Raw genomic sequence first — 19,456 nt, forward strand, 5'->3', positions numbered from 1 at the left:
CCATGCCGAACGCGTTCCTGACATCGCTGCGGCACTTGGCCGCCCTAGCCCTGGCCTTGCAGCTGGCCGCCTGCGCGCACGGCAGCACGCCGCAGCTGGACCGGCGTTTCGGCGACGCCGTGCGCCTGTCCATGGCGCAGCAGGTGCGCGATCCGGCCAGCGCCGGCAATCGTACGCCGGCCGATGGCCTTGACGGACCCAGCGCGCACGCCGTCATGCAGCGCTACCGCGCGTCGTTTGCCGAACCGAATGCCCAGGCGCCGCAGCCGGTGCAATTCATGCTGGGAGGCGGCAGTGGCAAATAGACGCCAGCGCCAGCGCGGGGCGATGCTGATCGCCTTTTCCATCCTGCTCATCGTGGTGCTGGGCTTTATCGGCCTGGCGCTCGATGTGGGGCAAGTCATCGGCCGCAAGACGGAACTGCAAAACCTGGCCGACAATGCGGCGATGGCGGCCGCCGCGGAACTGGTGGGTACGCCCGAGGGCTTGCTCGCCGCCGTGGAAAAAGCCAAGGGCAGCGCGGCCGACCGCAGCGCATGGCGCCGCCGCATGCAGGGCGCCATCCTGTCGGACGCCAGCATCCGCTTCGCCAGCACGCCCGACGCGCCCGCCAGCGGGTGGCATGCGGCGGGCGCCGTGCCCGACGCCGCCACGGCGCTGTTCGTGCGCGTCGATACGCAGGCCAATACCCCCTCGCTGGGGCGGGTGGCGACGGCGTTTCTCGGCGCCTGGTCGCCGGCGCTGCGCACCCTGGACACGGGCGCGCGCGCCGTGGCCGGGCGCACCAGCTTGCACCTGATGCCGCTGGCCGTCTGCGCGCTGTCGGCCAGCGCGGCCAGCCCGCGCACGAATGCGGCACTGCTGCCGGCCGTCGAGTTGCTGGAATATGGCTTTCGCCGCGGCGTGGCGTATAACCTGTTGAAACTCAATCCGCATGGCGCCACGGCCGAACATTTCGTGCTCAATCCGCTGGGCCAGCCGGGCGTGGTGGGAGTGTCGCAGCAGGTCGGCGAAGCGAGCGTGCTGCCGTTTGTCTGCAGCGGCACGGTGCAGTATCCGCGCATCGGCAGCGCCCAGGTGCACGTGCACCGGCCGTTTCCCGCCGCGCTGTGGACGGCCTTCAATGCGCGCTTCAACCAGCATGCGGGCAGCGGCTGCCATGCCGTCACGGCGCCGCCCGACACGAATATCCGCGCCTATCCGAATACGGCCGCGAGCTGGTGGATGACCAACGCGCCCGATGCGCCGAGCGCCCTGAGCACGGGCAATCCGCTGCTGTCCGTGGCCGATCCGGAATCGAACGCGACGCCGCCCGCCGTCGGCAGTTACGGGCCGCTGTGGTCGTTTTCCAGGGCGGCCAGGTACAGCAACCCGAAGCCGGCCGGCGGTTATCTGCCGTTTGCCACCAGCGACTGGCCCAAGCTGTATCCGGCCAGCCCGGCCGCGCCGGCCGCCAAGTCCGGCTACCCTGCCACGCCGCCCTACCAGACGCTGGGCTTCCAGACGGCGCCGACCGGCAACACGGGCGTGGCGCAGCGCCGCCTGCTGCACATCCCTCTGCTGGCCTGTCCCGTGCCGGCCGGCGGCGACGTGCTGGCGCAGGTGCGCGGCATCGGCCGCTTCTTCATGACGGCGCCGGCCAGCAATGGCGTATTGAGCGCCGAATTTGCCGGCCTGGTGGAAGAGGGCACGCTGGCCGGTCCCGCGGAGCTGCTGCGATGAAGCCGCCCTGCCGCGCCGCGCGCCGCCAGGGCGGCGTCGCCGCCATCGAGCTGGCGCTGATCCTGCTGTTTTTCATGGCGCTGTTGCCCTTCGTGCTGCTGTTCGGCCGCGCGCTGCTGGTGTACACGGCGCTGCAAAAAAGCGCGCACGATGCGGCGCGCTACATGGCGACCATGCCGTTGCCGCAGATGGGCAAGTTCGACACGGCGAGCCTGGGCGCCGCGCTGGCGCGCGAGATGGTGGCCGAAGCGATGGCGGAAAGCTGGCCGGACATCAACCCCGCATGGGTCAATGTGGATTGCGTGTACGCCGACGATTCCTATGCCTGCGGCAGCTACGCGACGGCGCCGCTGCAGGTGCGCATCAAGGTCACCGCCGACATGCCGGTGGATTTCCTGCCCGCGCTGACCCGCAAGTGGCTGCCGCAACTGGCGCCGATTCCCCTGCGCGCCAACGCGACCTTGCGCTATGTGCATTGACCCGCACCGTCGCCGGCAGCGTCAGCGCGGCGTCTTCGCCGTCGAATTCGCCATGCTGGCGCTGCTGTTCTTCCTGTTCCTGTTCGCCATGCTGGAAATGGCGCGCGCCGTGTACGTGTGGAACATGGTGCATGAGATTACCCGGCGCGCGGCGCGCGCCGCCGCCGTCACCGATTTCAGCAATGCCGGCGCCTTGCAGGCCGTGCGCACGCAAGCCGTGCTGCGCGCCACGCCGGGCACGCTGCCGCTGGGTGGCGGCATCGGCGACGCGCATGTGCGCATCGATTATTTGTCTGAAAGCGCGGGCGGCGCCGCGCTGGCGGCCGTGCCGGTAACGGTGCTGCCGGGGTGCCCGCAGCGTAACCGCATCAATTGCCTGGACGATCCGCATGGCGCCAGCTGCATCCGCTTCGTGCGCGCGCGCCTGTGCCAGCCCGGCGACGGCGCGCGCTGTGAGCGTGTGCCCTACCGGCCCGTGCTGCCGCTGCTGGGGATGATGTTTCCCTCCGGCGCAGGGGCCATACGTTTGCCCAGCGGGACCACCATGGCGGTGGCCGAGTCGCTGGGCTATCCGGACAATCCCGGCTTTTGTCCATGAGCGCCAAGCCGCCGGCGCAGCCGAATGTAGTGCCTTGAATGAAGGAGGCGTGATGAAAGCCTTGATGATTACCCGTGACGCCAGCTTGCACGATGAAATCGCGGCGCAAGGCGCGGCCCGCATGCCCGTGCTGCGGCTGCTGGAGCGGCGCAGCGGCCTGCGCGACGCCGTCGAGCGCATGCTGCCCGAAGCGCCGGAACTGGTGATCGTCGACGCCAGCGGCATCGATGCCGACGAAGCCGACCTGCTCGAGCGCCTGGCGCGCCAGTATCCGCTGGCCGTGCTGATGCTGCTCACGCGCGGCCAGCAGCAGGATGTGCTGATCCGCGCCATGCGCGCCGGCATGCGCGAAGTGCTGCAGCTGCCGCTGGTGCACAAGGCCTTCCACGAGGCGATGGACCGGGTCGATATCCAGGCCGGCGTGACGCAGATGCGCGACGGTAAAGTGCTCGCCTTCATCTCGTGCAAGGGCGGCAGCGGCGCGACGTTTTTGTCGACGAATTTTTCGTATGCGCTGGCCAGCCTGGCCGGCTGCAAGGTGCTGCTGATCGACCTGCACGGCCAGTTCGGCGACGCCACTTTATACGTGTCGGACCAGAAGCCGGCCATGACCTTGTCCGACATCTGCGCGCAGATCGCGCGCATGGATGGCGCCTTTCTCGCTTCGTGCCTGGTGCACGTGACGCCGAACTTCGGCGTGCTGGCGGCGGCCGACGACCCCGCGCACAAGGTCGACATGCAGCCCGAGCACATGGACCGCATCCTGGCCGTGGCGCGCCAGCACTACGACTACATCGTGCTCGACGTGGGGCGCCAGATCGATGCGCTGTCGCTGCGCGCGCTCGACAACGCCGACGCCATCTATCCGGTGCTGCAGCTGGCCCTGCCCGACATCCGCGACGGGCGCCGCCTGCTCGACATTTTCCGCTCGCTCGGCTATCCGGGCGAGCGCCTGCGCCTGATCGTCAACCGCTATGAAAAGGGCGGGCGATTGCGTCTGGCGGATCTGGAGCAGGCGCTGGGCGCCGAAGTGGTGCACACGGTGCCCAACGATTACATTGCCGCCACCGACTCCGTCAACCAGGGCATTCCGCTGCTGCAGCTGTCGCGCACCAGCGCCGTGGCGCGCAGCCTGGCCGAGCTGGTGGAACTGGTGACGGCGCGCCGCGTGACGGAAAGCCGCGGCCTGTTCGACCGTTTGTTCAGCCGCAGCGAGTCCTAGGACCGCAATCGATGTCAAGGCTCCCGCCGGGAGCCATCATGGGAGCCAAGATGACTTTACGCGAACGCCTGGCGGCGAATGAAACGGTGCGCCCCGCCACGAATGGGCAAGGCGCGCTGGCGCTGCACGCCTACCAGGAACTGAAAAAAACCATGCACCAGACGATACTCGACCGTATCGACCTGGAACGCTTGAAACGCCTGACGGCCGAGCAGTTCAAGCACGAGCTGGCGCTGCTGGTGCAGCGCGTGATCGAGGAAGAGCGCATCGTCCTGAACCAGCATGAGCGGCATAGCCTGGTGCTCGACATCCAGCACGAGATGCTGGGCTTTGGTCCGCTCGAACCCTTGCTGGCCGATGCCAGCGTGTCCGATATCCTCGTCAATACCTGCGACAAGGTGTACGTGGAGCGGGGCGGGCGGCTGCAGCTGACGGACGTGACTTTCCACGACAATGCGCACCTGATGAAGATCATCGAAAAGATCGTCTCGCGCGTGGGCCGGCGCGTCGACGAATCGAGTCCGATGGTCGACGCACGCCTGCCCGATGGCTCGCGCGTGAATGCCATCATTCCGCCGCTGGCCGTCGATGGCCCGATCCTGTCGATCCGGCGCTTTGCCGTGCAGCCTTTGACGATCGCCAACCTGCTCGACTACAAAAGCCTGACGCCGCCCATGGTGCAGGTGCTGCAGGCGCTGGGGCAGGCCAAGGTCAACATCCTGATCTCGGGCGGCACGGGCAGCGGCAAGACGACCCTGCTCAACGTGCTGTCCGGCTTCATCCCCGGCAGCGAGCGCATCGTCACCATCGAGGATGCGGCCGAACTGGCGCTGCGCCAGCCGCACGTGGTGCGCCTGGAAACGCGTCCGCCGAATATCGAGGGCAAGGGCGAAGTGAGCCAGCGCGCGCTGGTGCGCAATGCGCTGCGCATGCGGCCTGACCGCATCATCCTGGGCGAGGTGCGCGGCGCCGAGGCGCTCGACATGCTGCAGGCGATGAACACGGGCCATGAAGGGTCGCTGGCGACGATCCATTCGAATACGGCGCGCGACGCGCTGGCGCGGCTGGAAAACATGGTCGGCATGGCCAGCGTGAACCTGACGCCGCGCGCCACGCGCCAGCAGATATGTTCGGCCGTGACGGTGGTGATGCAGGTGTCGCGCCTGACGGACGGCGCGCGCAAGCTGGTCAGCCTGCAGGAGGTGACGGGCATGGAGGGCGACATCATCGCCATGCATGAAATCTTCCGCTTCGAGCAGACGGGCGTCGATGCCGACGGCAAGGTGCTCGGTCATTTTTGCGCCACGGGTGTGCGGCCCCGCTTTACGGAACGCCTGCGCATGTTCGGCGCGCCCGTGCCCGATAGTGTTTTTGATCCGGACCGCATCTACGAATAGGAGTCAGCATGGACCTGGTCTTCTACGGCTTTGCCGTGCTGCTGTTCGCCGCCTGCATCCTGATGGTGGAGGGGGTCTGGCTGTGGTGGTCGGGCACGCACGGCAGCGCGGCGCGGCGCATCAACCGGCGCTTGCGGCTGATGGCGGCGCGCGGCGAGGCGGGCGGCGAGCGGGTCTCCATCCTCAAGCAGCGCCGCTATGCGCGCACGCCCGGCCTCGAGCGCTGGCTGCGGCGCCTGCCGCAGGCGGCAAAGCTCGACCACCTGCTGCTGCAATCGGGCTTGTCCTGGTCGGTGGCGCAGTTCCTGGGCGGCGCGGGCGCCTTGCTGCTGCTGGCGCTGCTGTGGCTGGCCATCTGGCCCATGCCGTTGCCGGGCGCCTTGCTGCTGCTGGGCGTGGCCGGTGGCGGGCCGTGCATGGTCGTGCTGCGCGCGCGCGCGGCGCGGCTGAAAAAGATCGAGGCGCAATTGCCGGAAGCGGCCGATTTCCTGGCCCGCGCGCTGCGCGCCGGGCACTCGTTTTCGAATGTGCTGCAGATGGTGGGCGATGAACTCAATGAGCCGATCAGCGGCGAATTCAAGATGGCGCACGAAGAGATCAATTACGGCGTGCCGATGAACGAAGCGCTGCAAAACCTGGCCGCGCGCATTCCACTGACGGACTTGCGCTACCTCGTCATCGCCGTGCTGGTGCAGCGCGAATCGGGCGGCAATCTGGCCGAGGTGCTGGTCAGCATCGCGCGCATCATCCGCGCCCGGCTAAAACTGCTGGGGCAGGTGCGCGTGCTGTCGGCCGAGGGGCGCATGTCGGCCTGGGTGCTGGGCTTGATGCCGGTGGTGATGATCGGCGTCATGGCGCTGGTCAACCCGCAATACATCCGCCTGCTGTGGACCGATCCCAGCGGCATCAAATTGCTGTGGTACGCGGCCGGCATGGTGGCGCTGGGCGTCGTGTGGATGCGCAACGTCATCCGTATCAGGATATAAAACAGGAGGTCGCATGAGCGGTGCACAACTGCTGTTCCTCGTGATCGTCTTTGCCGTGGTGGTGGCGCTGGCCCTGCTGGCATGGGTGATCTTCTTTCCCGGCACCTTGCGCCAGCGCCTGTTCGGTTCCATGGCGCCGGCCGCCAGCGAGGCGGTGGCCGACACGGGCTGGGTGGAGCGGGTGGCGCGCGTGGCGCAGCCGTTCAGCAAGCTGTCGCTGCCGGAAGAGGGCTGGGAGCGCTCGCCGCTGCGCACGCGCTTCATGAACGCGGGCTGGCGCCAGGCCAGCGCGCCGGCCCTGTATTTTGCGGCGAAAACCGTGCTGGCCCTGCTGTTTCCCACCGTGCTGGGCCTGTACGCGGCCAGCGCCATGGCGGCGCAGCTGCGCAGCGTGCTATTGCTGCTGCTGTGCGTTAGTGCCACCGTCGGTTACTACCTGCCGAACCTGGTGCTGGCCAGCACGGCCAAGCGGCGCCAGCGCGACATCTTTGAAAACATCCCCGACGCGCTCGATTTATTGACCGTGTGCGTGGAAGCGGGCCTGAGTCTGGAGCGCGCGCTGGTCAAAGTGTCGGGCGAAATCCACATCAAGAGCGTGGTGCTGGCGCAGGAATTGCAACTGGTGCTGATGGAAATGCGCGCCGGCTTTTCCAAGGAAAAGGCGCTGCGCAACCTGGCCTTGCGCAGCGGCGTGGAAGATGTCGACACCCTGGTTGCCATGCTGATCCAATCGGAACGTTTCGGCACCAGCATGGGCGATTCGCTGCGCGTGCATTCGGAAAACCTGCGCGGCAAGCGCAGCCTGCTGGCCGAGGAGGCGGCAGCCAAGATCGCCCTGAAACTGCTGTTCCCGCTGATTTTTTGCGTCTTTCCCACCCTCATGCTGGTGCTCATGGGGCCGGCCGTGATCGAAGTGTATCGCGTGCTCGTGCCGGCCATGGCCAGCCGCTGAAAGGAGCTACCATGCGCTTGACGATTTCCCGCCTGGCCGCCGCCTGCGCCTGTCTGGGCCTGGCCGCCTGTACCACGCAGCTGGCCCGCGCGCCGGTGCCGCAGTGGCCTGACGCCGATGCCGCCTATGCGGCGGGGCGCCAGTATTTTGACGCGGGCGACCTGCCTGCCGCGCAAGCGGCGTATGAGCAAGCCCTGCACGCCGCGCCGCGCCACGTGAATGCGCGTAACGGCCTGGCCGTGCTGCACGCGCAGCGCGGTGAACACGATGCGGCGATCGCCCATTGGCTGGCCCTGACGCGGGAGGCCAGTTCGCCGCAGCCGCAGCAGGCCTATCTGTTCAGCAATCTCGGTCACGCCTATTCCCTGAGCGGGCGCGATGCGCAAGCGTTGACGGCGCTGGAACAGGCGTGCCTGCTCGATCCGCTCAATGCACTGGCCTGGCAGCATCTGGCGCAAGTGCTGGAACGGCTGGGACAGCACGCGCGCGCCGCCGTCATGCGGCGCCAGGCGCAGAGTCTGCAGGAACACGACCTGCGGCGCGACCTGGCCGTCTTGCGCAAGGAGGCGCCGCAGAAGAAAGCGCCCGTGGCCGCGCCGCTGCAGGATGCGCCCGCCATGGCGCGCATCGACATCACGCAAACCGACGGCATGGCGCGCCTGCAGCGCGTGCCGGCCGCCGCGCGCGGCGTGCCCGCTGCCGCTGCCATGGCGGAGCGGTCCATGCCGGCTGCCGCCGTGCCCCGTCCGCGCCTGGAAATTGTGAACGGCAATGGCGTGCCCGGCCTGGCAGCCGCGCTGGCGCGCAGTCTGGCCGGCGCTCCCGTGCAGGTGGTGCGTCTGGCCAATGAAACCAGCTTCCAGGTGGCGCGCACGCGCGTCGAATACCGGCCCGCGCAGGAGCAGGCGGCGCGCCAGCTGGCCCGCCAACTGGGGTTGCAGATACAAACCCAGGTGCAGACCCAGGCCGCCGATTGTCCCGCCAGCGAGCTGCGCCTGGTATTGGGGCGCGACCTGAGCGATCCAGCCATGCTGCACCGCTATTATCTGCAGCAGCTGCAACTGGCGCGCCAGGCGCTGGCGCGGCTCGGTTAACAGGGTTTTTGTCGGCATAAAAAACGCGGCGCCTTTGCGGGCGCCGCGTGTTTTTCATGCGGCTGCTTATTTCGGCTGGCGGCGCGTAAAAGCCAGGGCGGCCAGTCCCGCGCCCAGCAGGAACAGGGTGCCCGGTTCCGGTACTTGCAAGGGATCGATGACGACGATGTCGGTGCGCGTGGACTTGGAAAAGTTCAAGGTGTAGCTGCCGGCCGGCAGGGCGAAATTCGAAGTCAGGGAAAACATCGCAAAGCCATTCGTGAAGGCGCGCCCGGTGGCCGGGTCGTTGGTGCCGGCCGTCATGTTCAGGCTGAACGGGTCGAGGCTGCCGACCGTATGGTTGCCGTTGACGTCGCTGCCATTGTTGGCATCGCCATCGGGCGCGAACTGGAAGATCACGCCGTCGGCATTCGCGTTCGACAGGCAGCCCACGGGACTGGAATTATTGCACGAGATATTGAAGATATCCATGATCGACACGCTCGACTTGTCGCCCATGGTCGTCACGCTGGTGCGCAGGTCGCGCCGACCCATGAAGCTGAAGGTGATGAAGCCAGCGCTCGACAGGGTCAGGTTGACGGAGCCGGTGAGCGTGTCGCCAGCCGTGGACGTGGCGGCACCGACCGTGTTGCGTTGTGCTTCCGCAACGGCGCGCACGGTGGAGCCGCCATTGAGCATATTGCCGAAGGCGTGTGCATCGCCGCGGGCGAATTCCAGGGTGGAACTGGGGCTGGGTGCGTAATGATTCTGCGGTAAACCGCCGCAGCCACCGCCCGAACACACTTGCAGCACGTCGGCGTTGGCGGCCGGGCCCGTATTGACGGCGCGCGGATTGACGGCCACGCCACCTTCGAAGAAGGCGCTGTCGCTGGCATTGCGGTTGGCGCCGGCCAGCGACAAGGTGCCGGCACTGGTGGTGATGCGGAAATTGTTCAACTCATTGACGGCCAGGCCGTACGCGCCAGCCTGCGCCTGACCGCTGGCCAGCAGGCTTGCCGCCGCCAGTGCGCCCAGCCAGCCCAGCGTCTTGCTTCGTGTGTGATTGACGTTCATCGCAGCCTCTTATCGTGGTCAGTCTCGGAAAATCCGGGGGATAAAGAATCCAGAATGACTTGCCTGGATTCATCTCGTAGACAGGGATAAGCAGCTTGCGTGCCACACAAAAAAAGCATATTGAATCAAACACTTGCGTAAAGCGGACTGAACTGGAAAGGACAAAGTGTAAGAAAGGCCGACGCCAGCCGCCTCAGGTGCCCTGGTGATAACCGATGTGGCCGCCGGCATTGCGCGCCACTTCCTCGCCTTCCGCCAGTTTCTAGTTGGTAATCGTCGTGGCCGCAATGCCGCCGCGGCGCTTGCGCCAGATCAAAGGTGCGGCACAGCGCCTCTTGCCGTTCATTGCCCGGTAAAATAGGCCATGGCAAACAAAACCCCCACCTTCCCCGGCGCGCGCACGGGCCGCGGCCAGGTTCTGGCCGTGCTGCTGTCGAACCGCGACCAGTCCGGCGCCGAACCGCTGCAAGGCCGCGTATCGCTGGCCGCCATCGTCAAGGCGCTGAAACGCAAGTACCACTGGCCGATTGAAACACACAGCTTTCCCGCCAACACGCAGGACGGCCGCGCCAGCTGGGCGACCGTCTACAGCTTGCCGGAAAAGGTCATCGAGACCGCGCTGAACAGCGGCGGCCGCGAGTGGCTGGAAAGCCGGGGAGCGGTTGGACGGCGGTGAATGCGCCGCAGTACGCTATTCGAGCCGGAAGCCGACCTTGAGCGTGACCTGGAAGTGCGCCACCTTGCCATCGACGATATGTCCCCGCGACTCGGTCACTTCATACCAGTCCATATGCTTGACTGTCAGCGCCGCCTTGGCGATGGCATCGCGTATCGCCTGATCGCTGCTCTCGGTCGACGTGCCAACCAGTTCGATCAGCTTGTAAGTGTGTGCGGACATGATATTTCCCCAGGTAGGCAAGCCAGACATCGGGAGCCTGCTTTGCGCAAGCACATGCGCATCTTGCGCCTAAATGTGCCGGACGTCATTGCGCGGTGCAGCAATGCGTCGCGCCAGCCGGAAGTCCTTCCCTTCAGGCTGGCGGCATCCGTTGAAGGACGGCCGCTGAAGCAAGCAGGCCGCCCAGAATTTTGTCGGCTACCTTTTCCGAAAACCCCACAGGCAGTTCGCTGCGGACCTTGTCTACGACCGCGGGCGTGCGTGCAATGAAGTCCTGCAGCAGCGGCTCCGCGCTCACACCGTAGCCGACCTCTTTGGCTGTGCTGTTGAAGTGGCGCCGCTCGATGCCATGCGCCAGGTAGTGCCGGTTGTTACCGAGCAGCGCCATTGCCAACTTGAGCTTGCGTTCGCTCCACTGATTCGGCCCTGGGCCGATAACCGGGTAGGCGGACATCACATCATAGATGGGCGTCAGCTTGAATCGTCCCGCACCAGCGAGGAGCTGGATACTGAAGTTTTTGGCGTGGCCATCCGGCGCACGCAGCATCCAGAACAGCAGTTGGGATGCCATGAGCGTGTGCATATCCGCGGCGCTATCCCGCGATTGCTGCAGCAGGGTGAACATCTGTTTGAGCCCCGGGCCGCCGTCATTTTCATATTTCAGCAGCGGCGATGTTCCAGTGGCCTGGCAAAAGTCTTCTTGAACAAGCCGGAACAGCTGCTTACCGTTGGCCGAGCGCGTGCGGTCGAAGCGCTCGACGACGAGCACGCGTTGCGCGCCAAACGTCGCAATCTCGGCATTGGCCGTGGGCAGTCCGAATTCCTTGAACAGGCGCAGGCACAACCATTCGTTATCGACCGACGTGGTGAAGTCGGCCCGCTTCCCGCCCACCATCCCGATTGGAAGCTTGAAGATGTGTGTCGTCGGCGTGGCGCCGCGCGGCTTCATCCATTTTCCATCCCACCAGAGGAATGCGTCCTTCTCCTGCGCCCCGGCGAGCGAAATGCGGAAGTCGTCGTCGGCGTCATCGACGGCGCCGTGCCGCTCCAGGCTCACCACTTCAAGCAGGTGGCGCTCGATGTCTTCCTCGCTGACGGTGATGCCGTCAACATGAACAAGTTTTTCCGGTGTGGCACCTTCCGGCAGCAGTTGCAAGGCGCCTGCGCAGTCCCGGCCAACGGCCGCGAGCAGGTCGAAAGAGTCGAGCGAGCCTGTCTTGAAGCGGGTCGCAACACGCTTACGAATGATGTCGCTGTCCGGCAGCAAGCCCTCGAAGTAGTTCGAGACATTGGCGCCCTTCAGCGGCTCACCGTGCATATTGAACGGCAACGACAGCGAGATGGGGCGACCAAGCCTGGATTGGCGCCAGCCGGCGTCGTACGCCAGTTCGGAGTCCCCATTGGCGTTGATCGTCCAGCGGCCGACGTAGTCGCCATTGGCCCAGAGGTGCAGTGTTTGGCTGTGTGAGCGGCGACCCATGGCTACCACTCCGCCGAGCTGCTGGCCGTGGATGTATCGCGCTCGCCCAAGTACAACTCCAGCTCGAGGGCCGAACACCAGCTCAGCAGCTGCTTGACGCTGATTTCGTCGGCATGGCTTTCGAGGTAGGAGATGCGATTCTGGCTCAAGCCGACATGAGTTGCGATGGCCGCCTGGGTGAGCTTGTGCCGCTTGCGAGTCGATACGAGCAGTTGGCCGAGCTGTGACGCGGTGAGCAGAAGTAGGGAGGTGGGTGCGCAAGACATTTCAAATATCCGCTATTCAGATAAACAAATTTTATCTGATATTCGGATAAAGTCAATATATCTGAATATCGGATAAATCGAATTTATCTGCATACCGGATATTTCTTGCGGAAGTATATGAATGATAAGCATCAGCCATGGACATAGCTTTAGCGTAGGGGGGATTGCAGCAAATGTCCCAGAAACGGCAAAGGGCTATAGATAAAATATCTATAACCCTTTGATTTACTGAATATTCTTGGTGCCGACTGCCGGTTTCGAACTGGCCACCTGATGATTACAAATCAACTGCTCTACCAAATGAGCTAAGTCGGCAAAAACTGCGCGTTGCGAATTATACGCTATTTAATGCGTGTCAGGGTCGGGCGGCCGCCTTTTTTTGGTGGCTCGTCGTCGCTTGGGGTAGCGTTGTCGCGTTGTTCGGGGGAGCTGGTCGGTACGGACGACAGGGTCGGGGCGCTGGAGACCGGGGCGATCGCTGGCGGCGGCACGTCGGCGGAGGCCGGGCTGTCCGTCGGTTGCGCGTCGGGATCATCGTTGCCCAGCACGGGCTCGAAGGCCATGCCCTGGCCGTTTTCGTTGGCGTAGATGGCCATCACATTGTCGACCGGCACGTAGATTTCGCGCGAGACGCCGCCAAAGCGGGCGTGGAAGCGGATGGCGTCGTTGTCCATCTTCAGGCCGCTGGTGGCGCCGAAGCTGATGTTGAGCACGATCTCGCCCTTTTTCACGTATTCCATCGGTACCGTGGTGCGCGAATCGACTTTGACCGCGAGATAAGGCGTGTAGCCGCTGTCGGTGCACCACTCGTAGATGGCGCGCAGCATATAAGGTTTGGTTGAGATTTCAGACATGGTAGGCACTGTGAGGCGGGAGCGCCCCCCATCAAGCATGAGGCGGGCGCACCGGTAATTCAAAAGACTGGCTGCTGACGCAAGATGCCCCGGCAGACGCTGCCTGCCGGGAAGATCTTTTAGCGGCGCATCACTTTCTCGGATGGCGTCAGTGCTTCGATATACGCTGGACGCGAGAAGATGCGTTCGGCGTATTTCATCAGCGGTGCGGCCGTCTTCGACAGTTCGATGCCGTAGTGGTCCAGGCGCCACAGCAGCGGCGCGACAGCCACGTCGAGCATCGAGAACTCGTCGCCCAGCATGTACTTGTTTTTCAGGAACAGTGGCGCCAGGGTCGTCAGGCGGTCGCGGATTTCCGCGCGTGCCTTGTCGTGGGCCTTGTCGTTGCTCTTGGCGCGTTCGCTTTCCAGCACGTGCACGTGCACGAACAGTTCTTTTTCGAAATTGAACAGCATCAGGCGCGCGCGGGCACGCATCAGCGGATCGGCCGGCATCAGTTGCGGATGCGGGAAGCGCTCATCGATGTACTCGTTGATGATGTTCGATTCATACAGGATCAGTTCGCGCTCGACCAGGATAGGCACCTGGCCGTACGGATTCATGGTCGAAATGTCTTCCGGTTTGTTGAACAGGTCGACGTCGCGCACTTCGAAGTCCATGCCTTTTTCAAACAGGACCAGGCGGCAGCGTTGCGAAAATGGGCAGGTTGTACCCGAATAGAGAACCATCATTTTTTATAGTTCCTTAGAAACAAAGGGGGTGAAGCCGCGAACGGCTCACCCCAGGTCGCTTGTCCACTCATGCGGACAACGCAGAAACAGGCATAAACCGGCCTATGGCCGGCGCCTCACTTATTTGACTTCCTTCCAGAACGACGCGTTAAGGCGCCATGCCAGCAGAGCAAAGACCGACAGGAACAGCAGCACCCACACGCCCAGGCGCTTGCGTGTCTGCTGTGCCGGTTCGGCCATCCACTCCATGTAGCCGACCAGGTCGGCTACCGCATTGTCATACTCGATCTTGTTCAACGTACCTGGCTTGACCTGCTCGAAGCCGGCAAATTTGTGGATCTTTTTGCCAGCGTCGTGCGGATCATTCTCTTCCACGAACTTGGCAGACTGGACACCTTGCAATTCCCATAATACATGCGGCATGGCAACATTCGGCACGACCATGTTGTTCCAGCCGGTCGGACGAGTGTCGTCTTTATAGAACGTACGCAGGTAAGTATACAGGTAGTCGCCGCCTGTGCCAGCGGAAGATGATTTCGCGCGCGAAATTACCGACAAATCCGGCGGTACGACGCCAAAGAAGGCCTTGGCGTCCTGCGGTGCCAGGCTTGTCGTCATCAGGTCGCCGACTTTATCGCTGGAGAACAACAGATTCTGCTTGATCTGGTCTTCCGTCAAGCCCAGGTCTTTCAGACGGTTGTAGCGCATCGACACGGCGGCGTGGCAATTCAGGCAATAATTGACGAACAATTTGGCGCCATGTTGCAGCGCCGCCATGTTGGTCTGGCGGTCAGGAGCCTTGTCCAGCGGAAAGCCGCCTTCGCTGGCGAGAGCCATGGCAGGCACGAAGGCCAGGATGGCGAGCAGTTTTTTTGCAATCTTCATATGATGTATGTCCTTTGAGCGTGGCGTGAGAGCGGCTTAGTGCGGGTGAAACGTCACACGCGACGGCACGGTCTTGAACTTGCCCATTGCACTCCACCATGGCATCAGCAGGAAGAAGCTGAAGTAAATCAGGGTGCACACTTGCGACACGATGGTTTTCGCATCCGTTGGCGCCTGGGTCCCGAGGTAGCCGAGGATCAGGAACGACAGGCCGAAGATGGCGTACACATATTTGTGCCAGGTCGGACGGTAGCGGATCGATTTCACGGGCGAATGATCTAACCATGGCAGGAACGCCAGGATCACGACGGAACCGCCGAAGAACACCACGCCCCAGAATTTCGCGTCCAGCACCTGCGGCAGCATGCCGATGATGGCGACGATGGCGATGCCGGCGATGATGGATTTGACCGTCGTCGACAGGCGCGACTTGAGCCAGATGAACACCACGTAGGCGGCCACGACACCCATCAGCACGTACATGAAGTCGGCCGTGGTGGCGCGCAGCACCGAGTAGAACGGCGTGAAGTACCAGGTTGGCGCGATGTGCAGCGGGGTCTTCAGCGAATCGCCCGGCAGGAAGTTGTTGTATTCCAGGAAATATCCGCCCATTTCCGGCGCGAAGAAGACGACGGCGCTGAAAATGACGAGGAAGATCGATACGCCGAACAGGTCATGCACGGTGTAGTACGGATGCGACGGAATCGAATCGACCGGGTGGCCGTCGGCGCCCAGGTTTTCTTTCACTTCGATGCCGTCCGGATTGCTCGAGCCGACTTCATGCAGGGCGATCAAGTGCGCTGCAACCAGGCCCAGCAGTACCAGCGGGATAGCGATCACGTGGAAAGCGAAGAAGCGGTTCAGGGTCGCGTCGGAAACAACGTAGTCGCCGCGGATCCACAGCGACAGGTCAGGGCCGATCAGCGGGATGGCGCCAAACAGGTTGACGATCACTTGGGCGCCCCAGTACGACATCTGGCCCCATGGCAGCAGGTAGCCGAAGAATGCTTCGGCCATCAGGCACAGGAAGATGGCGAAACCGAACAGCCAGATCAGTTCACGTGGCTTGCGGTACGAGCCGTACAGCAGGGCGCGCGTCATGTGCAGGTAGACGATGATGAAGAAGGCCGAGGCGCCCGTCGAGTGCATGTAGCGCACCAGCCAGCCCCACGGTACTTCGCGCATGATGTACTCGACGGAATTGAAGGCCAGGGCCGCATCCGGTTTGTAGTGCATGGTCAGGAAGATGCCGGTGACGATCTGCAAGACCAGCACCAGCATGGCCAGCGAGCCGAAGATGTACCAGAAATTGAAGTTTTTCGGGGCGTAGTACTTGCCCCATTGGTCGTTCCACAGCTTGGTCAGGGGAAAGCGGTCATCGACCCAGCCCAGCGCTTTTTCGGCGACGGGAGCGTCTGCCGGGAACTTCGTTTCTTTGAAAGCAGCCATGATCAAGCCTCGCCTTTCTCGTCTTTACCTATCAGCAATTTGGTGTCGCTCAGATACATATGACGCGGCACTTGCAGGTTGTCCGGCGCCGGCTTGTTCTTGAACACGCGGCCAGCCATGTCGAAGGTGGAGCCGTGGCAAGGGCACAGGAAGCCGCCTTCCCAGTCATCGGGCAACGACGGTTGCGGGCCGGGGGTAAATTTCGAGGAAGGGGAGCAGCCCAAATGGGTGCAGATGCCGACGGCGACGAGAATTTCAGGCTTGATCGAGCGTGCCTCGTTCATGCAGTATTCCGGCGTGAATTCGGCGGGATTACGCTGGGAATTGGCATCGGCGACCTTGCCGTCGGTTTGCTTGAGCGACGCGATCATTTCCGGCGTGCGCTTGAGGATCCAGACCGGCTTGCCGCGCCATTCGACGGTGCGCATTTCGCCGGGTTGCAAGGTGGTGATGTCTACTTCGACCGGCGCGCCAGCCGCTTTCGCGCGCTCCGACGGCTGGAAGGTGCTTACCAAGGCTCCCGCGGTTGCCAATCCAACTACACTGCCCGCCGCGCACGTGGCGACGAGCAAGCCGCGACGGCCTGAATCGACCTGCTTTTCGTTACTCATGCAAACCCCAATCAGTCAAAATGCGAATCTTTATTATGAGTGGCAGCCGCGAAAAACCCGTCGCCGAAGCTCTATCCCACTGATTGCCGCAACCCGCATCTTTGTACGGTAAAGTGGCAACATCCCTGCGGAACTTCGGACTATGGCGCAGCCCGTGCCAGTTTCTTGTTGATTATCCGGAAGTGAAAAAGCCACTTCTGGCAACCGCAAATTATAAGTGAAGCAAACAACGAATAAAACAAAAACGTTGCTTGTACCATAATTTATATACTTTTGCAGGAGGTGGCTAGTTCTTTCGAACTAGATGCGCACGCCTGTGCCGGAATTGGTCTCGCCAACAACCACAAGTTGGTGTCACCAGGAATCAATAGTATGATCGGCATGTTTTTATATCTATCCGAAGGAGAAATTCATGGCAATGATGCAAGAATTTAAAGAATTTGCAATGAAGGGTAACGTCGTCGATCTGGCGGTCGGTGTCATTATCGGTGGCGCCTTCGGCAAGATTGTCGATTCCCTGGTGCAAGACGTGATCATGCCGCCCATCGGCCGCATTTTCGGCGGCCTCGATTTCGCCAATTACTACCTGCCCCTGAATGGCCAGGCCACGACGATGACCCTGGTGGAAGCGAAAAAAGCGGGCGCCGTGCTGGCCTACGGTAATTTTTTGACCATTTTGCTCAACTTCGTCATTCTCGCTTTCATCATCTTCCAGATGGTACGCCTGATGAACAAGGCCCGCCGCAGCGAACCGGTCGCGCCGGCGCCAGCGCCAGTCACGCCGGAAGACATCGTGCTGCTGCGTGAAATCCGCGACTCCCTGCAGCAGAACGCACGCAACGGCGGCGATCTGGCAAAATAAGCCGTTCCGGCACCGGCCGGCTGACCTGGGCAGAGAACTGTATGCGACGATTCTGGTTATTGTTTGCGCAAACCGTGACGATCGCGTTGGCGCTGTACTTTGTGTATGGCGCGCTGCGCCCGGCCAGCCGGGTACAGCAGCTGGGCTCTCCCGCGAAACCGGTGCCCGTGGTGGAAACGGCGTCGAGCAGCCTGGCGCCCGGCTCCTACCGCGACGCGGCGGCGCGCGCCATGCCCGCCGTCGTCAACATCCTCACCCTGCAAGTGCCCAAGCGCGGCGCCCATCCGCTGGCGCGCGATCCCTTCTTCAAACGTTTCTTCGGCGACCGCGACCCGGACGACGGGGATGACGACGACTTGAAAAACAGCCTCGGCTCGGGTGTCATCGTCAGCCATGAAGGCTATGTGCTGACCAACAACCACGTGGTCGAAGGCGCCGACGAAATCGAAGTGGTGCTGACCGATGGCCGCAAGGCGCCGGCCAAGGTGGTGGGCCTCGATCCGGAAACGGACCTGGCCGTCATCAAGATCGACCTCGACAAGCTGCCCGTCATCGTGCTGGGCCAATCGGAACTGGCGCGCGTGGGCGACGTGGTGCTGGCCATCGGCAACCCGTTCGGCGTGGGCCAGACGGTGACCATGGGCATCATCTCCGCCCTGGGCCGCAACAACCTGCACATCAACAGCTTTGAAAACTTCATCCAGACAGATGCGGCGATTAACTTCGGCAACTCGGGCGGCGCCCTGGTCGACACGCGCGGCAATCTGATCGGCATCAATACGGCGATTTACTCGCAAAGCGGCGGCTCCGTCGGCATCGGCTTCGCCATTCCCGTCTCGACGGCCAAGACGGTGATGGAAGCCATCATCAAGGATGGCCACGTGGTGCGCGGCTGGATCGGCGTGGAAACGCAGGACATCACGCCGGAACTGGCGCAAAGCTTCAACTTGCAGCGCACGAGCGGCGCCATCATCGCCGGCGTGGTACGCAACGGCCCGGCCGACAAGGCGGGCATCGTGCCCGGCGACATCCTGCTGACGGTGCAAGGCAAGCCCGTCGGCGACACGACGGAAATGCTCAATTTGATCGCCCAACTGCCGCCCGGCGAAAAAGCTAAAATGACGGTGCTGCGCAAGAATCGCGAAGCGGCACTCGACGTGATGGTGGGCAAGCGCCCCATCCCGAAAGAGCTTTCCAAATAGTTGCTGATCGGAATTTGACACATGCATGTGCGTGATTTGACCCAATTTTTACGTGAACTGAGCGACAACAACAACCGTCCCTGGTTTGTGATGAACAAGCCCCGCTACGATATCCTGCGCGAGGAATTTCTCGCCTTGGTGACGTCACTCATTGCTGAACTCGGCAAGTTCGATCCGGCCGTGAAATACTGCAATCCAAAGAAGGCTTTGTTCCGCATCAACCGCGACGTGCGTTTCGCGCACGATAAAAGTCCGTACAAGACGCGTTTTTCGGCCGCCATCGCGCCGAACGACATGCGCCGTCCCAGCAAGGCGGGCGGCCCCACGTATTACCTGCAGATCGACGGCCAGGGCAACTTGCTGTTCGGCGCCGGCGAATACATGCCGCCACCGGGCCGCCTGAAGGCGTTGCGCGAGCACATGCTCAACGATGCGCCAGGTTTTTCCAAAGTGCTGAAAAATAAGCGTTTGAAGGCCCGCTTCGGCACGATCCAGAACGAGGGCAAGCTGCAGCGCCCGCCGAAGGGGTTTGACGCGGATGCCGAACATATCGAATTCATCAAGCTGAAAAGCTTTTTTGTCTGGACCGAAGTGCCGCTGCCCGTCAACGCCCCCGAGCAACTGCTGCCGACCCTGGCGGAAGGCTTGAAGGATGCATGGCCGCTGGTCGAGTGGATGCGCGGCGCGAAAGAGCCGGAGGAAGTCACCGAGTAAC

The 19,456-nt window shown here is 63.1% G+C and carries 22 protein-coding genes and 1 tRNA gene; 13 read left to right on the forward strand and 10 right to left on the reverse strand.

What is annotated here, in order from left to right; genetic code table 11:
• The first annotated feature begins 2 nt into the window (after positions 1-2).
• From P9875_RS02450 to P9875_RS02490, 9 genes are read left to right on the forward strand one after another with little or no spacing between them, the layout of a single operon-like run.
• Complete coding sequence (locus P9875_RS02450; RefSeq protein WP_176389877.1) at positions 3-305, forward strand: hypothetical protein; 303 nt, start codon at positions 3-5, stop codon at positions 303-305.
• On the forward strand, positions 295-1,722 hold the full coding sequence (locus P9875_RS02455) for a pilus assembly protein TadG-related protein (protein ID WP_278317501.1): 1,428 nt from the start codon (positions 295-297) through the stop codon (positions 1,720-1,722). Before P9875_RS02450 ends, P9875_RS02455 begins: the two co-directional genes overlap by 11 nt.
• Positions 1,719-2,201, forward strand: a complete 483-nt coding sequence (locus tag P9875_RS02460) for a TadE/TadG family type IV pilus assembly protein (protein ID WP_099401213.1) — start codon at positions 1,719-1,721, stop codon at positions 2,199-2,201. The genes P9875_RS02455 and P9875_RS02460 overlap by 4 nt, the downstream gene beginning before the upstream one ends.
• Entirely contained in the window at positions 2,191-2,799 is a 609-nt protein-coding gene (locus P9875_RS02465; protein ID WP_278317502.1) for a TadE/TadG family type IV pilus assembly protein, read from the forward strand. The genes P9875_RS02460 and P9875_RS02465 overlap by 11 nt, the downstream gene beginning before the upstream one ends.
• Positions 2,800-2,851: 52 nt before the next feature.
• Positions 2,852-4,021 (forward strand): AAA family ATPase, encoded by a 1,170-nt coding sequence (locus P9875_RS02470; RefSeq protein WP_035823743.1) that lies wholly within the window; start codon positions 2,852-2,854, stop codon positions 4,019-4,021.
• 50 nt (positions 4,022-4,071) lie between these two features.
• Positions 4,072-5,418: a CpaF family protein gene (locus P9875_RS02475; RefSeq protein ID WP_100876790.1), complete on the forward strand. Its 1,347-nt coding sequence runs from the start codon at positions 4,072-4,074 to the stop codon at positions 5,416-5,418.
• 8 nt (positions 5,419-5,426) lie between these two features.
• Positions 5,427-6,404, forward strand: a complete 978-nt coding sequence (locus tag P9875_RS02480) for a type II secretion system F family protein (protein ID WP_099401214.1) — start codon at positions 5,427-5,429, stop codon at positions 6,402-6,404.
• A gap of 13 nt (positions 6,405-6,417) precedes the next feature.
• Complete coding sequence (locus P9875_RS02485; protein ID WP_278317503.1) at positions 6,418-7,356, forward strand: type II secretion system F family protein; 939 nt, start codon at positions 6,418-6,420, stop codon at positions 7,354-7,356.
• 11 nt (positions 7,357-7,367) lie between these two features.
• Entirely contained in the window at positions 7,368-8,450 is a 1,083-nt protein-coding gene (locus P9875_RS02490; protein WP_278317504.1) for a LytR C-terminal domain-containing protein, read from the forward strand.
• Positions 8,451-8,516: 66 nt separating this feature from the next.
• Here P9875_RS02490 and P9875_RS02495 read toward each other — a convergent pair whose 3' ends face one another.
• Positions 8,517-9,503: an EDSAP-1 family PEP-CTERM protein gene (locus tag P9875_RS02495; RefSeq protein ID WP_176390659.1), complete on the reverse strand. Its 987-nt coding sequence runs from the start codon at positions 9,501-9,503 to the stop codon at positions 8,517-8,519.
• Positions 9,504-9,867: 364 nt separating this feature from the next.
• On the opposite strand from P9875_RS02495, the gene P9875_RS02500 reads away from it, so the two are divergent.
• The gene (locus P9875_RS02500) at positions 9,868-10,179 is read left to right on the forward strand and encodes a hypothetical protein (RefSeq protein ID WP_099401218.1); all 312 of its coding nucleotides are present in this window, start codon (positions 9,868-9,870) and stop codon (positions 10,177-10,179) included.
• A 15-nt stretch (positions 10,180-10,194) separates the two neighbouring features.
• Here the strand turns inward: P9875_RS02500 and P9875_RS02505 are convergent, their stop codons facing one another.
• The 9 genes from P9875_RS02505 to petA form a co-directional block, all read right to left on the reverse strand.
• Complete coding sequence (locus tag P9875_RS02505; RefSeq protein ID WP_034753599.1) at positions 10,195-10,401, reverse strand: dodecin; 207 nt, start codon at positions 10,399-10,401, stop codon at positions 10,195-10,197.
• Positions 10,402-10,534: 133 nt separating this feature from the next.
• Complete coding sequence (locus P9875_RS02510; RefSeq protein WP_278317505.1) at positions 10,535-11,881, reverse strand: type II toxin-antitoxin system HipA family toxin; 1,347 nt, start codon at positions 11,879-11,881, stop codon at positions 10,535-10,537.
• Positions 11,882-11,883: 2 nt separating this feature from the next.
• Complete coding sequence (locus tag P9875_RS02515) at positions 11,884-12,147, reverse strand: XRE family transcriptional regulator (protein WP_176390657.1); 264 nt, start codon at positions 12,145-12,147, stop codon at positions 11,884-11,886.
• Between the two features lie 239 nt (positions 12,148-12,386).
• Positions 12,387-12,462, reverse strand: a tRNA-Thr gene (locus P9875_RS02520).
• A gap of 26 nt (positions 12,463-12,488) precedes the next feature.
• A complete protein-coding gene (locus P9875_RS02525) occupies positions 12,489-13,001 on the reverse strand; it encodes a ClpXP protease specificity-enhancing factor (protein WP_035823815.1) in 513 nt (170 codons plus the stop codon).
• Positions 13,002-13,120: 119 nt separating this feature from the next.
• Positions 13,121-13,732 (reverse strand): glutathione S-transferase N-terminal domain-containing protein, encoded by a 612-nt coding sequence (locus P9875_RS02530; RefSeq protein WP_010394154.1) that lies wholly within the window; start codon positions 13,730-13,732, stop codon positions 13,121-13,123.
• A gap of 120 nt (positions 13,733-13,852) precedes the next feature.
• The gene (locus tag P9875_RS02535) at positions 13,853-14,617 is read right to left on the reverse strand and encodes a cytochrome c1 (RefSeq protein WP_278317506.1); all 765 of its coding nucleotides are present in this window, start codon (positions 14,615-14,617) and stop codon (positions 13,853-13,855) included.
• 36 nt (positions 14,618-14,653) lie between these two features.
• Positions 14,654-16,066: a cytochrome b gene (locus tag P9875_RS02540; protein WP_219310277.1), complete on the reverse strand. Its 1,413-nt coding sequence runs from the start codon at positions 16,064-16,066 to the stop codon at positions 14,654-14,656.
• A 2-nt stretch (positions 16,067-16,068) separates the two neighbouring features.
• Positions 16,069-16,677 (reverse strand): ubiquinol-cytochrome c reductase iron-sulfur subunit, encoded by a 609-nt coding sequence (petA, locus tag P9875_RS02545; RefSeq protein ID WP_034783594.1) that lies wholly within the window; start codon positions 16,675-16,677, stop codon positions 16,069-16,071.
• Between the two features lie 412 nt (positions 16,678-17,089).
• Between petA and mscL the strand changes: the two genes are divergently transcribed.
• The 3 genes from mscL to P9875_RS02560 are packed head-to-tail and all read left to right on the forward strand — an operon-like array spanning position 17,090 to position 19,455.
• On the forward strand, positions 17,090-17,539 hold the full coding sequence (gene mscL, locus P9875_RS02550) for a large conductance mechanosensitive channel protein MscL (RefSeq protein WP_035823819.1): 450 nt from the start codon (positions 17,090-17,092) through the stop codon (positions 17,537-17,539).
• A gap of 41 nt (positions 17,540-17,580) precedes the next feature.
• Entirely contained in the window at positions 17,581-18,741 is a 1,161-nt protein-coding gene (locus P9875_RS02555) for a Do family serine endopeptidase (RefSeq protein WP_072455825.1), read from the forward strand.
• Between the two features lie 21 nt (positions 18,742-18,762).
• Positions 18,763-19,455 carry a DUF2461 domain-containing protein gene (locus P9875_RS02560; protein ID WP_035823821.1) on the forward strand — a complete coding sequence of 231 codons (693 nt, stop codon included), beginning with the start codon at positions 18,763-18,765 and terminating at the stop codon, positions 19,453-19,455.
• Position 19,456 lies beyond the last annotated feature (1 nt).

It is taken from the genome of Janthinobacterium rivuli (genome assembly GCF_029690045.1).
GTDB lineage: Bacteria > Pseudomonadota > Gammaproteobacteria > Burkholderiales > Burkholderiaceae_D > Janthinobacterium > Janthinobacterium rivuli.